This window comes from Ruminococcus sp. RTP21484sp1_RTP21281st1_A8_RTP21281_210402 (assembly GCF_040914025.1).
GTDB lineage: Bacteria > Bacillota > Clostridia > Lachnospirales > Lachnospiraceae > Blautia_A > Blautia_A faecis.
Window position 1 is genome coordinate 14,674 of sequence record NZ_JBCPGE010000050.1, and the last position, 17,346, is coordinate 32,019.

A 17,346-nucleotide genomic window follows, 5' to 3' on the forward strand; every position below is an offset into this window, starting at 1 on the left:
CATCAGTACAGGTAGGCTCAGTGGTAATTGCACCATCATTCCAGGAATGACCGGAAGCAGGAATTTCAGTTACATCTTTTTTGCTGTCACATCGTGTGCAGTGATGGCTCTTGCTGCCGACTGTTTCGCAGGCAGCAGCGGTATCAATAGTCCAGTCGGAACTGTAATCGTGACCTAATGCAGCAATTTCTTCTGTTTTAGTCTCGCTGCAGATTGTGCAGGTGTATTGTTTTACGCCAGTTTTAGTGCAGGTGGGGGGGTGTGGTTATTTTTCCATCGTCCCAGTGATTTTCACAATTATGTACTTTGACAGCAGCTGTCTGGTGCGCGGTAAGACCGTAAAGAGAAGCACTAATTGTAGTATCGCCTTCAGAAATTCCAGTTATGGAACCCGAAAGGGTAGCGACTGTCGAATCAGCAATTGTTAGATCTGGGGTATCAGTCACAAAAACAAATCTGGAACCCCAGTGTCCGAAAACGGAAATCGTTGGATCTGATACGGAAATGGAAGTGCTTTCACCTGTTTTTAAAGAATACTCATCTTTGTCAAAAGTAATATTAAAATTAGAAATTTTTGATGTTGCAACTGGAATTGTAAGGGTAGTTTCTGTGTTGTCTGCACTTACAGGGGTGGTATTAACTTTATCTCTGTATGCAAAATTTTCCACCCAATAGTGAAAGCCATTGTAGTATACATGACCGATTCCGACACAGTTGAATTTAGAATTAAGCATATTTCGTCTGTGTCCCTGACCGGCGTAAAGCTCGTTATCTTCCCTCCAGCCGTCGTTGACACTGTCAGCAGTTCCATATCCCGCAGCTATATTTTCGCCTGCATAAGTATAATATACTGAATTTTCATAAAAGGCGGAGAAGGTGTCTTTGTTATTTGGACGTGTATGGGAATAAATAATTGCAATTTCAGCGGCCCTTTGCATAGCTGTTTTTTCCAGATCGTAATCATACTGCAATGGCTGCAGATTTGTGCAATATGTTTTGGTTGTATCGTCTTGCTTCCAATACCATGCGTCTGTGCTGCTTGTACGCATTTCATTGATCATATTCAGAATTGTTCGTGCTTCTGTCTGTCCATATTGTACAGAAATGCTTACTGGCGTTGTGGCAGTTTCCGCCTTTACTTTAAAAGGAACCGCCAGAAACAGAAGCATGGCAAAACAAAACCATAAATGATACAAATTTCTTTTTCTTTTTCTTTTCATGTTCATCCTCCTGGTGCTTTTATGGTATTTTGCTTTTGTGTTAGAGCTTGTTTCAACAAACTCTGGGAGAGGAAAATCCTCTCTGCCTGATAAAGATATTTTAGCACAAAAAATAAATATTTCTATACCTAAATAGTTAAAATGGAATATAGCTTTCGAAAAAAGAAGAAAATTTAAACATAAAAAAACACCGAAACCCTTGATTCCTCAAGAATTTCGGCGCCCCTGCCAAGTAGTCGAAGTGACGGGATTCGAACCCACGACCTCTGCGTCCCGAACGCAGCGCTCTACCAAACTGAGCCACACTTCGTCAACTGCAAGTGATATTATACATAGAATATACTGGCTTGTCAACAGAAAAATTGAAAAAATTCAAAAAATTTCAAAAAGAATTGAAATTAACCAGGTCTTATTTGGGGAGAGGCAATTAAATTAATTCATTTGAACAGATGTTCCAAGTGAAACAGAATGCGTTTTTATGAATGAAAATTCTGTTTTTTCATATACATTAATGAGTGAGATGCATAAAAAGGGGAGGGCGTCAGTTGGTGGGATATCGGCGTTTTATCGCATATGTATATGAATACCGAAAAGGGAAAAAGGAAGATAATTGTGGCTTTATGAAGGTGGAAATGAGAAATCACATGTGTACAATTGAACCACATCTTCAGGTAGGAAACCTGGCAGCAGGAGAAGTGTGCAAAGTATATGGATTTGTGCGAAAAGAGGGACTGATGAATGGAATTTTGCTGGGCAGCTGCAAAACGGAGGCAAATAGAATCGAATGTCTGGTGGAAACAGACGGAACGGATATGGGGGGCTCGGGAATTCCTCTGGAAAAAATGGGAGGTATGATTTTGCTTACAGAATCGGGAGGCTTTTTTGGAACAGAGTGGGATGACCAGACAATCCGCCCGGAGAATTTTAAGGAAAGTATAATAAAGAAAGAAGAAACTGGTACCGTATGTGAAATAATAAAAGAGAAAGCAGAAGAAAAGCTGGAGAATGAAAGCAAGCCGGAAACAGATTCCACACCTGATTTAGATGACAGGCATGAAGTGGAGGATGTGGTGGAACAAATGCAGGATGATCTGCTGGAAGCAGAAGAAATGATAAGTGATGAACCACAAGCAAAAGATGAGCCAACCGTGGGGGGAATATGGGAAGCAGAGCAAAAAATTACCTGTAGAGTAAATACAAAACAAGAGGAAAAGGAGAAAACCATAGCACTCCCATTTGGTCAGCCCTTCTGCCCGTTCCAAGACAGCGATCTGAACCAGTGCTGGAAAATTACACCCCAGGATCTGGTCCATTTTCCAAGAAGACAATGCGCCCTTCGCAACAACCGTTTTTTGCAATACGGATACTACAATTTCGGACATCTCCTTCTGTGCCACAGATCAAATGGCCGGTACATACTTGGTGTACCCGGAAGCTACGACCAGCAGGAACAGTTTATGGCAGGCATGTTCGGCTTTTCCTGCTTCAAAGAAAGCAACTGTATCAAGGTGAAAAAAGGCAGGGGAGGGTACTGGTACCGTGCGATTGATCCACCTGCCGGTTGTTAAAATTGACATCCCTGTGCGAACTGCCTATAATAAAGCTATTGCCGCTGCGGCGCCTGAAATGAAAATGACAGCGCAGCGGCAAAAATGCCGAGATTCACCATAAAGTAGTAGAAAGTAAAGGTAAAAAATGCTTACAGATCAGGAACGTTATATGAAAGAGGCAATTCGCCAGGCAAAGAAAGCCCGGGCATTGGAAGAGGTGCCAATTGGCTGTGTGATCGTTTGCAACGGGCAGATCATTGCAAGAGGCTATAATCGGAGAAACACGGACAAGAATACCCTTTCTCACGCAGAATTGAACGCGATTAAAAAGGCAAGCAAAAAATTAGGAGACTGGAGACTGGAAGGCTGCACGATGTATGTAACCTTAGAGCCTTGCCAGATGTGCGCCGGAGCGCTTATGCAGTCCAGAATTGACCGTGTGGTTATCGGCAGCATGAATCCAAAAGCAGGATGTGCCGGTTCTGTGCTGAATCTTTTGGAAATGGATGGCTTTAACCACAAGGTAGAAGTAATCCGCGGTGTCCTTCAGGAAGAGTGTTCCATCATGCTTTCCGATTTTTTTCGCGAGCTTCGGGAAAAGAAGAAAATGCTGAAAAAATCTTTGGCAGAGCAGGTTGGAAAATCAGAAAATTAGTGGTATGATAAAAAACAAAGCAAAAAATACATCAAGTCGTCTGAAATGCCACAGGATGAAAGAATTATGATTTGATGGAACGTTGTGGAACATTATGTAAACAACCACATAGAAAATGACAGGAGGAAAATACAATGGAACTTGAAGCATTGAGAAAAGACATGGTAGCTGCCATGAAAGCAAAGGATAAAGTAACAAAGGATGCAGTCTCTTCCCTGATTTCCGCAGTGAAGAAGGTGGCAATCGACGAAGGCTGCCGTGACGATATCAGTGGCGAACTGGTTGACCGTGTTATCCTGAAAGAGCTGAAATCTGTGAAAGAGCAGATCGACACCTGTCCGGAATCCAGACAGGATCTGAAAGATGAATATCAGGCAAGATATGATGTGATTGCGAAATACGCTCCAAAGCTGATGGACGCTTCTGAGATCAAGGCTTACCTTACAGAGAAACATGCAGACCTGATCGCTTCTGGAAACAAAGGACAGATCATGAAGACTATTATGCCAGAGCTGAAGGGCAAGGCTGACGGCAAGGTGATCAATCAGGTCGTAGCGGAGCTGTGCAAATGATTTTTCACAGCTTGCATTCAAAATAGAATAGCAAACTAAAAATAGGACACATATTGTAAAAATGGCGTGAACAACACATTCACAGCCCTGATACAATATGTGTCTTTTTGTTTGCCTGGGGCGTACCGCGCCAGAGCCTGTTTGAAAAAGCATTCCCGTAATTTGCCCGCCCCATTTTGCAGAAATCTTTTTTAACACAAAAAAAGAACGTCCTCACAGACGTTCCACAATCCTCTTCTTTCGCGCGCCGCACCTCGGAATGGTCTCACAGACGTTACCTCTACAGTTAACTCAGCCCAGGCACCCTCACGGCACACAGGAGATTCTACTTAGTGCTGCTACATTCCTGTCCTGACACGGTTCATAGAGTCCTGTTGCGTAAGACCCAAACGTCAACGCCACTTATAAAGGGCAGCTCCACAAGATACAAGCCTCAGATTGGCATCACCCCTGCTGTAGCGGATTGCAGGTACAGGGCACCGCTATCTCCCCGGCTGCGCGGAATTTAATTATAAAGGAAGACTGTGGATTTGTCAAGCCACTGCTGCAAAACAGCAAAAAAATTTAATGTATTGTCAAGCCGGCGTTACTGTTCACTGGTAACATTCCGCGAGGTGTTTTTTGTGAACAAAGTTCACAGAAAACCCGAGAATTGCGGCGCGAAATCATGCGAATGCATGATTTCTGTGCATCGCGAAGCGCGTTACTGGTCACGGAGTGAACAGTAACAAGCCGGCTCCAGAAATATCTGGTTGCAAATTACTTGTTGTGTCAGAACGGGAAATATTATATAATATAAACAAACTTGCCCCGCGATTTTTACGCTGCCCAGACGTAACAGAACAGCGGTCACTGCTCACTTTGTGATCAGTAACGAACAGAGCTCGCGGATCAAATTTCAAAATGTAGTTTTTACTGGAGCGCGTAGCTTGCTGGAATGATTTTTGAAACACGCTCTAGAGACACAGAAATGGAGGGTACTATGATTAAAAGAATCGGCTTATTAACAAGCGGCGGTGACTGCCAGGCACTGAATGCCACCATGCGGGGAGTTGTAAAAGGGCTTACAAACAGCATTGATGACCTGGAAGTTTACGGATTTGATGATGGATATAAGGGACTGATCTACGGCAAATACCGTATGCTTACATCCAAGGATTTTTCCGGAATCCTTACACAGGGCGGAACTATTCTTGGAACATCCAGACAGCCGTTTAAGCTTATGCGCGTACCGGATGCCAATGGACTGGACAAGGTAGAGGCTATGAAGCAGACTTATTACAAGCTTTGTCTTGACTGTCTTGTAATCCTCGGAGGAAACGGAACCCAGAAAACAGCCAACCTCTTAAGAGAAGAAGGTCTGAATATCATCCATCTGCCTAAGACCATCGACAATGATATCTGGGGTACAGATATGACATTCGGGTTCCAGAGTGCAGTAAATATTGCAACAAACGCTATCGACTGCATTCATACAACAGCAGCATCCCATGGCCGTGTATTTATCGTAGAAGTTATGGGACACAAGGTAGGAAGCCTTACTCTGCACGCAGGAATTGCCGGCGGAGCAGATATTATCCTGATTCCGGAAATCCCATACGACATTGAGAAAGTAGTTGCAGCTATCCAGAAGAGATCTAAAGCTGGCAAGCGTTTCACCATTCTTGCAGTGGCAGAAGGCGCCATTTCCAAAGAGGATGCCCTTCTTTCCAAGAAAGATTACAAGAAAAAGCTGGAAGACCGCGCGAAGAAGTATCCTTCCGTATCCTATGAAATTGCAGACAAGATTACCCAGAAGCTTGGTTCTGAGGTACGCATTACAGTTCCGGGACATACACAGCGAGGTGGGGCACCATGTGCATATGATCGTGTGCTTTCCACAAGAATCGGAGCAGGAGCAGCAGAGGCTATTCTGGACGGAGAATATGGCATCATGATCGGTATTGTAAATGGCAAAATCAAGAGAGTACCTCTTGAAGAATGTGCCGGCAAGCTGAAAATGGTTTCTCCGAAAGACCAGACCGTTAAGGCTGCAAAGCAGATCGGAATCAGCTTCGGCGATTGATTCCCTGCTGTTAGAAAGGAGTTTCCATAAATGAGCTATACTGCTCTATACCGGAAGTTCAGACCGGATAATTTTGACGATGTCAAGGGACAGGATCACATTGTAACTACCCTGACCAATCAGATCAAGCATAACCGTATTGGTCACGCGTATCTGTTTTGCGGCACCCGAGGAACCGGTAAGACTACCGTTGCAAAAATACTGGCAAAAGCAGTAAACTGCCAGCATCCGGTAAATGGAAGTCCCTGTGGTGAATGTGACATGTGTAAGGCGATACAGGCTGGCACCTCCATGAACGTGATCGAGATCGATGCAGCGTCCAATAACGGCGTTGACAATATCCGTGAGATCCGTGAGGAGGTGGCCTATCGTCCTACTGAAGGAAACTATAAGGTATACATTATCGACGAGGTTCACATGCTTTCGACAGGAGCGTTTAATGCTCTTCTGAAAACACTGGAGGAACCTCCGTCTTATGTTATCTTCATTCTTGCCACCACAGAGGCCTACAAGATACCGATCACTATTTTGTCCAGATGTCAGCGATACGATTTTCACCGCATCACTATTGATACCATTGCGGCAAGGCTGGATGAACTTCTGAAAATCGAAGGCGTAGAGGCAGAAGAAAAAGCCGTCCGTTATGTGGCAAAAGCCGGAGACGGTTCCATGCGAGATGCACTAAGCCTTCTGGATCAGTGCATTGCCTTTTATCTGGGGCAGACACTGACTTATGACAAAGTCCTGGAGGTTCTGGGAGCTGTGGATACGGAAGTGTTCAGCAAGCTTTTGCGAAAAGTGCTCCAGGGAGATGTGACAGGTGCGATACGCACTCTTGAGGATTTGATCATAGGCGGAAGAGAGCTTGGACAGTTTGTGGGAGATTTTACCTGGTACATGCGTAATCTCCTTCTGGTAAAAACCTCCGAGAATCCGGAGGAAGCCATTGATGTATCATCTGAGAATCTGAAACTTCTAAGAGAAGAAAGTGAGATGGTGGATGTAGAGACGCTGATGCGCTACATCCGTATTTTTTCTGACCTGTCCAGTCAGATACGCTATTCCACCCAGAAGCGTGTTTTGGTGGAGATTGCCCTGATCAAACTGTGCCGTCCGGCGATGGAGACCAATCTGGATTCTGTCCTGGATCGTCTTCGTGTTCTGGAACAGCGCATGGACGAGCGGCCTGTTCAACAGGTATTTGTTCAGCCGGGAGCCACTGGCAACGCCGGAAGTACAGGAATCGGATCGTATGGCAGTGCAGAAGCCATGGCAGCAGCACCTGAGAAGGCAGCACCCGAGGATCTGCAGAAGATTGTAGCCAGCTGGAAGGTGATCGTAGGTCAGACCAGCGGTATTTTCAAACAGATGCTCCAGAAGTCTATTCCCAAATACAATGGCCAGACCGGTGAACCGGTTCTCTACATTGAATTCCAGGATTTCCTTGGAAAAACCTATGTAGATAATCCGGAAGCAGAGGAAGAACTGAAGAATATCATCCTGGCCCAGACTGGCAAGAGTGTAGAACTTAAGATGGTGGTGGCAAAAGAACACAACCATACCAATCTTGCCAAGGTTACTGTAGATCAGGCTCTCCGGGAGAATATCCATATGGATGTTGTTGTGGAGGAAGATCCTGACGATGCAGAAGAATAAGAGTGTTGCTGTTTGATTTTTGTGCAGCAACATAAGAGTTGCCGTGAAAGCGACGAACGAGAAGTAAATTAATAATATTTGCAGAAAATGTGAATATTGTTATGAAAAATGATTTTTGCTGCCGCAAATGTTATAGAGCCTGTTTGAAAAATCAGAAATGCGGAATCCAGCATGAAATCAGAACAGTTAAAGGAGGACTTTGTAATGGCAAAGCGTGGAGGATTTCCAGGCATGGGTATGCCAGGAAACATGAATAACCTTATGAAGCAGGCGCAGAAAATGCAGCGCCAGATGGAAGAGAACCAGAAAGCTCTCGAGGAGAAAGAGTTTACTGCAGCAGCCGGCGGCGGAGCTGTAGAAGTAACTATCTCAGGTAAGAGAGAAGTGACCAAGGTGAAGCTTGCAGAGGAAGTTGTAGATCCGGATGACATCGAGATGCTTGAAGATCTTATTGTTGCAGCAACTAATGAAGCACTTCGCAAGGTTGAGCAGGAGAACCAGGCTGTAATGTCCAAACTTACAGGAGGTCTGGGAGGACTTGGCGGGGGTCTTCCATTCTGATGGAATACTACAGCAGTCATATCAATAAACTGATTGAGCAGTTTTCCCATCTTCCGGGAATCGGGGCAAAGTCTGCCCAGCGCCTGGCTTTTCATATTATGAATATGCCAAAGGAACAGGTGCAGCAGCTTACCAATGCCATCACCGATGCCCGGATGAACGTACAGTACTGTAAGTGCTGCTACACCCTTACGGATAAAGAAATGTGCCCAATCTGCAGCAATCCCAAAAGAGATCACAGTACGATTATGGTAGTGGAGAACACCAGGGATCTTGCTGCTTATGAAAAAACCGGTAAATTTGATGGAGTTTATCATGTACTTCACGGCGCAATATCCCCTATGCTGGGAATTGGTCCGGATGATATCAAGCTGAAAGAGCTGATCATGCGACTTCAGGGAGATGTAAAAGAAGTGATCATTGCCACCAACTCCAGTCTGGAGGGAGAGACTACAGCAATGTATATCAGTAAGCTGATCAAGCCCACCGGGATCAAGGTCAGCCGTATTGCCAGTGGTGTGCCAGTAGGCGGTGACCTGGAATACATTGATGAGGTTACCCTGCTTCGGGCACTGGAGGGCAGGGTAGAACTGTAAGATGGCAGGAGGTGATTTTTGTGGCACGCAAAAAAGTGACTTCATCAGATGTGGCAGAGAAAGCGGGAGTTTCCCAGGCAACGGTTTCCATGGTTCTGAACCATAAGTACAATGTTTCTTTTTCCCGAGAAACAGTGGAAAAAGTGGAAAGCGCGGCCAGAGAACTGGGCTATCAGCTTCCGGGCCACAAAAATAAAAAAGAGAACAAAAAGGAAAAAATGATTGTTGTCTTTTGCCCAACTATTACCAGCCCTTACTATGTGATGCTCCTTCAGGGAATCGAGGCGGTAGCCAACGAGCGTGGCTACGGAGTTTTCATCTGCAATACCCAGCGTGATGCCAGGCTGGAAGAGAAGTATCTGCGCATGATACGCGCCATGGCACCCCAGGGGATCATTTATGCCTGCAATCCCCACCCGGACTATATCAGCCAGGTAGAAGAGATGGCAAGAAGCATTCCGCTGGTCATCATTAGCAACAAAGAAAAAATCAGTACAGTAGATGCTATTAATCAGGACAACACAGAAGTGGGACGACTTATGGCGAGGCATCTGCTGGATCTGGGACATCGGGATGTGGCCTTTATTACGCCGCCGCTTACCAGAAGACAGTGGCAGCGTTCCAAACGAGTGGATGGTTTTGTCCGTGAGTTTGAGAAGGCTGGGCTTTCCGGACATGTGATCATCCGGGCTGCTGACGAATCCGTTGACCGTCGCAATCCTAAGACGGATTCCGAGTATTCTATGGGCTATGCCCTGACCAGGTCTCTTCTGGAGGATGGCAGCAGATTTACTGCCATTGCCGGACAGAATGACATGATGGCCATTGGTGCTGTGGATGCTCTTCAGGATGCCCGTCTGAGAGTGCCGAAGGATGTATCTGTGATCGGCTGCGACAATATTTTTTATTCCGGAATTCGCAGAGTGTCACTGACTACCATTGATCACTTCGTTGATCTGAAGGGCAGGGATGCCTGTGACATTATCATCCGGAAAATCGATACAGGCATCCGTTTCGGGGAAGGCATCCGTCCCACAAGTGTATATAATATTGAGTATAATCCCAAGATTATTGTGCGAAAAACCACCGGTTATGCACGTATGGATAAACCGGATCCCATAAACGAAAAATCCGAAGAAAATAAGTTTAAATAAATAATTTACTGGAAATTATTAGTAATAATTTAAAAAAAACATCTGGTAAAATTGCTGGAAAAACTGATTGATACAGTAGAAAATTGATTGATACCATACTAACAAACTATAGAATGATTAATAATAGATGAAATTATTAATTGAAATTTTATTAATAATTTGCTCTCTGCCTTGACCTGTAAATGAAGTCTGCTATAATGAAAGCATATGAACAGTGCAAGACAAAGGAAGCGCTGCAACGCTCTAGTCTAATTCATTTAGGAGGAAGAAATCATGAAATTTTTTATTGACACAGCAAAAGTAGAAGATATTAAGGCAGCTAACGATATGGGAATTATCTGTGGCGTAACTACAAATCCATCCCTGATCGCGAAAGAGGGAAGAGATTTCAATGAAGTAATCAAAGAGATCACAGAGATCGTCGATGGACCGATCAGCGGCGAGGTTAAAGCTACTACAACAGATGCAGAGGGAATGATCCGTGAGGGACGCGAGATTGCCAAAATCCATCCGAACATGGTTGTAAAAATTCCTATGACATGCGAAGGTCTGAAAGCAGTTAAAGTTCTTTCAAAAGAAGGTATCAAGACAAATGTAACTCTGATCTTCAGCGCTAACCAGGCACTTCTTGCAGCAAGAGCTGGTGCTACATATGTATCTCCATTCCTTGGAAGACTGGATGATATCTCTACAGACGGTGTTGAGCTCATTCGCCAGATCGCTGATATGTTTGCAGTTGCAGGCATCGATACCGAGATCATCGCAGCAAGTGTACGTCATCCAATGCATGTAACACAGTGCGCACTTGCAGGTGCTGATATCGCTACTGTACCATTTAAAGTACTTGAGCAGATGACTCATCATCCGCTGACAGACGCTGGTATTGTTAAATTCCAGAATGATTACAAGGCTGTATTTGGAGAATAATTAACCGAGAAATTATTTTACGTAAGAATTCAATCCGGTTGTGATTCGCACATCATGATATCAAGGGAAATAATAAGGAGAATTGAAAATGGAGAATTTAGAGCTTCAGAAAGTTGCCAACGAAGTCCGCAAAGACATCGTAACAGCACTGCATGCTGCTAAAGCTGGTCATCCAGGCGGATCTTTATCAGCAGCAGATTTGTTTACTTATCTTTATTTTGAGGAAATGAATATTGATCCTAAGGATCCGAAGAAAGCAGATCGCGACCGTTTTGTCCTTTCCAAAGGTCATACTGCACCAGGTCTGTATTCTGTACTGGCTGAGAGGGGTTATTTCCCGAAAGAGGATCTGGTGACACTTCGTCATCTCGGATCTTACCTTCAGGGACATCCGGATATGAAGCATATTCCTGGCGTCGATATGTCCAGCGGTTCCCTTGGACAGGGAATCTCTGCAGCGGTTGGAATGGCACTTTCTGCAAAATTATCAAATGACAGCTATCGTGTATACACACTTCTTGGAGACGGCGAGATCCAGGAGGGTCAGGTATGGGAAGCTGCAATGTTTGCAGGAGCAAGGAAACTGGACAATCTTGTAGTGATCGTTGATAACAATGGTCTTCAGATCGATGGTAAAGTTGAGGACGTATGCTCCCCATACCCGATCGATAAGAAATTCGAAGCATTCAATTTCCATGTAATAAATGTAGCTGATGGAAATGACATGGCGCAGCTGCGCGCTGCTTTTGACGAGGCAAAGACTGTGAAAGGAATGCCGACTGCGATCGTTATGAAAACAGTAAAAGGCAAAGGGGTATCTTTCATGGAGAACCAGGTTGGCTGGCATGGAAAAGCTCCGAACGATGAAGAGTACGCACAGGCTATGGCAGATTTGGAAAAGGTAGGTGAAGCATTATGTCAGAAGTAAAGAAGATTGCCACCAGAGCAAGTTATGGTAACGCTCTCGTAGAACTTGGAAAAAAACATGATGATCTGGTTGTTCTGGACGCTGACCTTGCTGCAGCTACACAGACCGGAATCTTTAAGAAAGCATTCCCGGAGCGTCATATCGACTGCGGTATTGCAGAGTGCAACATGATGGGAATTGCTGCCGGAATCGCAACAACTGGAAAAGTGCCTTTTGCAAGTACTTTCGCTATGTTTGCAGCAGGACGTGCCTTTGAGCAGGTTCGCAACTCTGTTGGATATCCGAAGCTGAATGTTAAGATTGGTGCTACCCACGGCGGAATTTCCGTTGGTGAGGATGGTGCTACACACCAGTGCTGCGAGGATTTTGCACTTATGCGTACAATTCCGGGAATGATTGTTGCATGCCCGTCTGATGATATTGAAGCAAAAGCAATGGTAGAGGCAGCTTATGAGCATGTGGGCCCTGTTTACATGAGATTTGGCCGTCTTGCTGTTCCGGTTATCAATGATAACCCGGATTATAAATTTGAGCTTGGCAAAGGTATTGTTCTCCGTGAGGGAAAAGACCTTACCATTATTGCAAACGGACTTTGCATAGCTCCGTCTCTGGAAGCAGCTGCGAAACTGGCTGAAGAAGGAATCGAAGCAAAGGTTATTAACATCCACACCATCAAACCTCTCGATGAGGAACTTGTTGTAGCAGCTGCCAAAGAAACAGGCAAAGTTGTTACTGTTGAAGAGCATTCCATCATCGGCGGCCTTGGTGGTGCTGTATGCGAGTGCCTTGCTGAGAAAGCGCCTGTACCGGTTAAACGTATTGGTATCAATGATGTTTACGGAGAGTCTGGCCCGGCCGTTGCTCTTCTTGAGAAATACGGCCTTGATGCAGCCGGTATCTACAAACAGATCAAAGCATTTATCTAATTGACTGTGCCTTTCCTGTATGGTGTTGGCACCGGCAGGCGCTATGTCTGTTTTTGCAGAAGACCTTTTGGAAATTCAAAAAAGTGATATGCTAAATAAGTATACGGCAAATGGAAGTGAAAGCTTCTGTTTGCCGTATTGTTATATAAAATTTCCAAGAATCCCCTGTGCAATGGTGTCAGCCAGCGTGATCACAGTGGACAGTCTTGTTGTCTGTAAAGTCAGATATTCCAGAATTCCTGCAATATTTACAATTCCAGTAATATAAATATCCCCCACAGGCGGCAGATCTTTCTGAACAGCCGCACCTGGGTAAAGAGAACCGTTTCCGATTGTCACATAGCCCAAATGTCTTTCATCGCCTAGAGACGCGTCTATAGCGATTACAAGGGCAAACGGATGGCTCTTTGAAATAAAGTCCGTTATATCGGACAGATTGACGGCGTGAACCGGTTGATTTAATGTACCGTAAACAAAAATTCCCGGAAGCTGATGCTGACTTAAACGATAGCCCACATAAGGTCCCAGACAGTCTCCGGTTACCCGGTCACTTCCAATGCACAAAAACACAATTTCAGTCCAGTCCCGTTTATGACGCTTAATACATTTTCCCAGAAGCCGTGCAATTTCTCTGGAAGAATCTGGTTTTTGGGTATTTACATAAAAAGGCATAAAAGTTCTCCTGCTTTAAAAATTTCATAAATAAGCAAACTTGCCCGATTACTTATGAACGATAATTTGCAGCTGCAGCTGTCTGATATAATCCATCTTATCCTATATCTGGAAAAAATATGCACCTGGCTGAGTACAAAAAAACATATCGAAATCTATATGCTGCACTTTACGTGACATTCTGCCGGAATTCAATTGCAACAGTTCGCTGTACCCTTCATCCCGACAAATATTTCCTTTGCAAAAACTGTCGCAAAATTCTGTGAAACAGGTCTTATATTCCGCTAAAATCTGCATTTCTCATGTGATATTCTCATACCCGAAGGGGTGATGTGACTATGATAGAAGTTATCTACAAAGAAGAGAAACAGGAGGCGAAAAATGGGGAAAATCTTTTTAATCTGCCGAGAAACATACGTCAGGTAGGACTGACAACCGGAAATATGCGTATTTATATTGAAGATTACGTATACACATTTCTGACAAGGCTTGCCAGGAATGCGGTCGGTTCCGGAAAAGAACAAGGCTGTGTAGCTGTTTTTACAGGCGAAACAAAATGGAACAATGGTATAACCTATCTTTTCATCCGGGGAGCTTTAATGGTGGAAGATATGGAAGCTGCATCAGATCATATTGATTTCTCTGAAAAAATATGGGCAAAAATACAGGAAGACCAGGCAAAATATTTTCCGGGACAGGAAATAACAGGCTGGTTTTTTTCGCGCCCTCAGATGTATATGGAAACAGACGAATTGCTGACCCGAATCCATCTTCGGTATTTTGGCGGTGAAAAAGTGCTTATGCTTATGGAACCTGCAGAAAAAGAAGAAGCTTTCTTCTTCTTTGAAAATGGCCTTATGGTCCGGCAGCGGGGATATTACATTTATTATGAGAAAAATCCGCTGATGCAGGAGTACATGATTGAAAAAAATAAAGATTTTGCGCCGGAATTTACAGAAAATGTGTCTGACGAGGCGGTTGTATCTTTTCGGAAAATCATCCGGAACAAGAAAACAAAGAAAGCAGAAAAGACAGAGGAAAAGCCCCAGGAGGAAATGGAGCGTACCTCTGTTTTTTCATATGCAGCAACGGCCTGTCTGGTACTTGCTGTATTAGCTGTAGGTGCGGGCTTTTACAGAAATTACGGTGGCTTGCCGGTGCAGCCTGAAGATGATTATGCAGTGACTGTTATGTCAGGAAAAACAGAGGAAGATGCATCAGAAGAAAAGCAGGCAGAAAATGACACGAATCAGATACAGGATGTTTCCAAACAGGAGAAAAGTCCGGAAGAGCAGTTGGAAAGAAATGCTTCGGTGACTCCCAAAATAACGCAGGAAGCCGCCGATACAGAAATAAGTGATGAAACCGGGAATAGCTGGCAGGACAGCGAATCTGATTTTGCAAATGAGGCGGAAGCAGCAGAACAGACAGAAACTGAGAAGCCGGCAGAAACGGTGGATCAGACGGAAACTTTTTCCCAGGAAGCTGATGAACGGAAAATAAAGAAACAGAGCACCAACGCAGAAGAACAGACGGATTCCAGTGCACAGACCTCATCTGACGGCATATACGAAACTTATGTGATCAAACCAGGCGATACTTTATACCAGATCAGTATTTCCCATTATGGAAATATGGATGCCATCCCGGAAATCTGCCGCCTGAATAATCTGGAAGAAAACCAGGTGATTTATCCGGGGCAAATGATTGTATTACCTTGACCGGATGTGGTATAATCGAAAAAATAGAAAATACAAGGCAAGGTTAAATTATGGCAAACACATTCAAAAATATCAAAAAGAAACTGCGGCGGAAACGACTTCTGGCCGAGAAACGCCATCTGGAAAAAGCCCAGGCCGGAGCCGGTGGGAATGAAGCTGCGAGAAGAAAAATCAAAGCTGCTTTGCGAAGAAAGAAAGCTGTGCTGAAACCGGTTGCCGTGATACTGATTGCTGTATTTGTGGTCTTGGCAGGCTTTCTTTTTCTGGAAAAAAGAACTTACCGAAACTATAAAGTACAGGTGACCAGTGAGCAGGAGGATACTGTTTCTACCCAGTACACCTATCTGTCAGGTAAGATTCTGCGTTATAGTTCCGACGAGGTATCTCTGGTAAACAACAAGCTGGAAACTGTATGGTCCCAGACATATGACATGCAGAATCCTGTGGCAGATGTTTGCGGTGACTGTGCCGTGATTGCTGATAAAGATGGTACATCCATGGTTTTTCTTGACAAAAATGGAATTACCGGGACTGTATCTACTTCTTACAGTATTGTGAAGGCAAAAGTTTCCAAAACCGGAATGGCAGCGGCAATTCTGGATGGCGGCGACCACACCTGGATCAATTTTTACAATTTAGATGGAAGTCTTGTGGCAGAAAATCAGACTAATATTCAGGATCCTGGATATCCTATGGATGTGGCACTGGCAGATAATGGCGTTGTGATGATGGTGGCATATCAGTTTGTGGACAGCAGCGAGACCACCAGTTACATAGCTTTTTATAATTTCGGAGAAGTTGGACAGAATGAAGACGACCGTATTGTAAGCGGATACACATATGATGGAGTTGTGGTTCCGCAGATTCAGTATCTTGGCAGCAATGCAGTTGCACTTCGGGATGATGGATTTACCATATATTCCGGGCGCCAGATTCCTAAAGAACTGAAAACAGTCCAGGTTGAGCAGGAGATTATCAGTACTTTTTATGATGAAAACAACATTGGTCTGGTATTTAAAAATGACAGCAAAGACAAACAGTATACCATGCAGGTATATTCTTCTGCTGGCAAACTGAAATTTAGCAAGGATTTTAATATTCCATATACCACTATCAGAATGAGTGATGATTATATTGTTATGTACAACAGTTCCCAGCTTTGCGTGTTGAATAGCAACGGTTCCGAGAAATATTTTGGAAGTGTGGATGGAACAGTGAAAGACTTTTTCAAATTGGGGTGGAATAAGTATTTGCTTGTTATGGATACTGGTGTAAATGTGATAAAACTCAGTTAAGGAGAATGAAATGGACATAAGCTGGACTTGGCTTGGCATTGTGGTGCTTGCACTGATTATTTTTGCATGCGCTTCCGGATTTCGCAGAGGCTTTGTAAAAGAAATCGTATCTGCTTTTTTTATGATCATATCCTTTCTCCTTGTATGGGTGATTAATCCATATGTAAATACATTTGTGAGAGAGTATACACCTGTTTATAATATTGTTCAGAGTAACTGCCAGGAACTGGTCATGGAACAGACAGGCAGCCAGAAAGCTCTGGATAAAGAAGAACAGACGCAGATAATGGAAAAAATGGAACTTCCGGACATATTGAAAACTTCTCTTATGGAAAATAATACTGCAGAGACATACCGCTATCTTGCAGTCAGTACGTTTGCGGAATATATAGCAGATTCGCTGGCTGTCATGATCGTAAATGGAATATCATTTCTTTTATCCTTTATAATTTCTGCAATCGTGATCAGACTGTTGAGTTATATACTGAATGTTCTGACAAATCTTCCTGTGATAAAGGGCGTGAATAAAATTGCCGGAGGTGTAGTGGGTGGTGCGAAGTGCATAATCTTTATCTGGATCGGGTTTCTGATCCTGACGCTGCTCTGTGATACCACGATTGGAAAACAGGGAATGGCTCTTGTTGAGCAGGATACAGTACTGAATTTCCTGTATAATCAGAATATATTTGTGAAAGTGTTTATGAGTGTTTTCTACGGAAATTGAGCACAAATGTCAAATAATGTAAAAAAATCAAAAAAATTGAAAAAAGGGGTGTCAAGCGTTTTTGAAAATGTCCTAAAATAATTGAAGTATTAGCCCCGGCTTTTTGCTGGGGCTTGTTATATTG

At 43.9% G+C, this 17,346-nt stretch carries 16 protein-coding genes, 1 tRNA gene, 1 other RNA gene and 1 pseudogene; 14 read left to right on the forward strand and 5 right to left on the reverse strand.

Going from position 1 to position 17,346, the window contains the following annotated elements; all coding sequences use genetic code 11:
* Positions 1 to 242 precede the first annotated feature (242 nt).
* Both AB5170_RS18625 and AB5170_RS18630 read right to left on the reverse strand, forming a co-directional pair.
* Entirely contained in the window at positions 243 to 1,220 is a 978-nt protein-coding gene (locus AB5170_RS18625; RefSeq protein ID WP_368361362.1) for a CAP domain-containing protein, read from the reverse strand.
* A gap of 236 nt (positions 1,221 to 1,456) precedes the next feature.
* A tRNA-Pro gene (locus tag AB5170_RS18630) sits at positions 1,457 to 1,530 on the reverse strand.
* A gap of 238 nt (positions 1,531 to 1,768) precedes the next feature.
* Between AB5170_RS18630 and AB5170_RS18635 the strand changes: the two genes are divergently transcribed.
* The 3 genes from AB5170_RS18635 (at position 1,769) to AB5170_RS18645 (ending at position 3,997) form a co-directional block, all read left to right on the forward strand.
* A complete protein-coding gene (locus AB5170_RS18635; RefSeq protein WP_256144600.1) occupies positions 1,769 to 2,788 on the forward strand; it encodes a DUF6128 domain-containing protein in 1,020 nt (339 codons plus the stop codon).
* Positions 2,789 to 2,915: 127 nt separating this feature from the next.
* Entirely contained in the window at positions 2,916 to 3,425 is a 510-nt protein-coding gene (gene tadA / locus AB5170_RS18640) for a tRNA adenosine(34) deaminase TadA (protein ID WP_118577972.1), read from the forward strand.
* 134 nt (positions 3,426 to 3,559) lie between these two features.
* Positions 3,560 to 3,997 carry a GatB/YqeY domain-containing protein gene (locus AB5170_RS18645; RefSeq protein WP_118577971.1) on the forward strand — a complete coding sequence of 146 codons (438 nt, stop codon included), beginning with the start codon at positions 3,560 to 3,562 and terminating at the stop codon, positions 3,995 to 3,997.
* 123 nt (positions 3,998 to 4,120) lie between these two features.
* On the opposite strand, the pseudogene AB5170_RS18650 reads toward AB5170_RS18645, so the two are convergent.
* Positions 4,121 to 4,195, reverse strand: a pseudogene (locus AB5170_RS18650) (DUF6783 domain-containing protein); the annotation flags it as partial.
* A gap of 42 nt (positions 4,196 to 4,237) precedes the next feature.
* Positions 4,238 to 4,499, reverse strand: an RNA gene (ffs, locus tag AB5170_RS18655) — signal recognition particle sRNA large type.
* A gap of 483 nt (positions 4,500 to 4,982) precedes the next feature.
* Here ffs and AB5170_RS18660 point away from each other — a divergent pair.
* The 8 genes from AB5170_RS18660 to AB5170_RS18695 all read left to right on the forward strand — a co-directional run bounded on the left by AB5170_RS18660 (position 4,983) and on the right by AB5170_RS18695 (position 12,810).
* Complete coding sequence (locus AB5170_RS18660; RefSeq protein WP_334284973.1) at positions 4,983 to 6,062, forward strand: ATP-dependent 6-phosphofructokinase; 1,080 nt, start codon at positions 4,983 to 4,985, stop codon at positions 6,060 to 6,062.
* Between the two features lie 30 nt (positions 6,063 to 6,092).
* Positions 6,093 to 7,718, forward strand: coding sequence for a DNA polymerase III subunit gamma/tau (gene dnaX, locus AB5170_RS18665; RefSeq protein ID WP_173736550.1), 1,626 nt, complete (start codon positions 6,093 to 6,095; stop codon positions 7,716 to 7,718).
* Positions 7,719 to 7,922: 204 nt separating this feature from the next.
* Entirely contained in the window at positions 7,923 to 8,279 is a 357-nt protein-coding gene (locus tag AB5170_RS18670; protein WP_021924790.1) for a YbaB/EbfC family nucleoid-associated protein, read from the forward strand.
* On the forward strand, positions 8,279 to 8,875 hold the full coding sequence (recR, locus tag AB5170_RS18675) for a recombination mediator RecR (protein WP_118577969.1): 597 nt from the start codon (positions 8,279 to 8,281) through the stop codon (positions 8,873 to 8,875). Before AB5170_RS18670 ends, recR begins: the two co-directional genes overlap by 1 nt.
* A gap of 20 nt (positions 8,876 to 8,895) precedes the next feature.
* Entirely contained in the window at positions 8,896 to 10,029 is a 1,134-nt protein-coding gene (locus tag AB5170_RS18680) for a LacI family DNA-binding transcriptional regulator (protein WP_118577968.1), read from the forward strand.
* Between the two features lie 273 nt (positions 10,030 to 10,302).
* Positions 10,303 to 10,956 carry a fructose-6-phosphate aldolase gene (fsa, locus tag AB5170_RS18685; RefSeq protein ID WP_021924793.1) on the forward strand — a complete coding sequence of 218 codons (654 nt, stop codon included), beginning with the start codon at positions 10,303 to 10,305 and terminating at the stop codon, positions 10,954 to 10,956.
* 88 nt (positions 10,957 to 11,044) lie between these two features.
* The gene (locus tag AB5170_RS18690; protein WP_118577967.1) at positions 11,045 to 11,884 is read left to right on the forward strand and encodes a transketolase; all 840 of its coding nucleotides are present in this window, start codon (positions 11,045 to 11,047) and stop codon (positions 11,882 to 11,884) included.
* Positions 11,872 to 12,810, forward strand: a complete 939-nt coding sequence (locus AB5170_RS18695) for a transketolase family protein (protein ID WP_368361363.1) — start codon at positions 11,872 to 11,874, stop codon at positions 12,808 to 12,810. Before AB5170_RS18690 ends, AB5170_RS18695 begins: the two co-directional genes overlap by 13 nt.
* Before the next feature lie 141 nt (positions 12,811 to 12,951).
* On the opposite strand, the gene yyaC is transcribed toward AB5170_RS18695, so the two are convergent.
* Positions 12,952 to 13,482 carry a spore protease YyaC gene (yyaC, locus tag AB5170_RS18700; protein ID WP_173774271.1) on the reverse strand — a complete coding sequence of 177 codons (531 nt, stop codon included), beginning with the start codon at positions 13,480 to 13,482 and terminating at the stop codon, positions 12,952 to 12,954.
* A gap of 338 nt (positions 13,483 to 13,820) precedes the next feature.
* Between yyaC and AB5170_RS18705 the strand changes: the two genes are divergently transcribed.
* Genes AB5170_RS18705 through AB5170_RS18715 form a run of 3 tightly spaced genes read left to right on the forward strand, consistent with a single transcriptional unit; the run spans position 13,821 to position 17,222 of the window.
* Positions 13,821 to 15,203 (forward strand): LysM peptidoglycan-binding domain-containing protein, encoded by a 1,383-nt coding sequence (locus tag AB5170_RS18705; RefSeq protein WP_173774272.1) that lies wholly within the window; start codon positions 13,821 to 13,823, stop codon positions 15,201 to 15,203.
* Positions 15,204 to 15,253: 50 nt separating this feature from the next.
* On the forward strand, positions 15,254 to 16,498 hold the full coding sequence (locus AB5170_RS18710) for a DUF5711 family protein (protein WP_118577963.1): 1,245 nt from the start codon (positions 15,254 to 15,256) through the stop codon (positions 16,496 to 16,498).
* Between the two features lie 10 nt (positions 16,499 to 16,508).
* Positions 16,509 to 17,222 carry a CvpA family protein gene (locus tag AB5170_RS18715; protein WP_179988326.1) on the forward strand — a complete coding sequence of 238 codons (714 nt, stop codon included), beginning with the start codon at positions 16,509 to 16,511 and terminating at the stop codon, positions 17,220 to 17,222.
* The last annotated feature ends 124 nt before the right edge of the window (positions 17,223 to 17,346 follow it).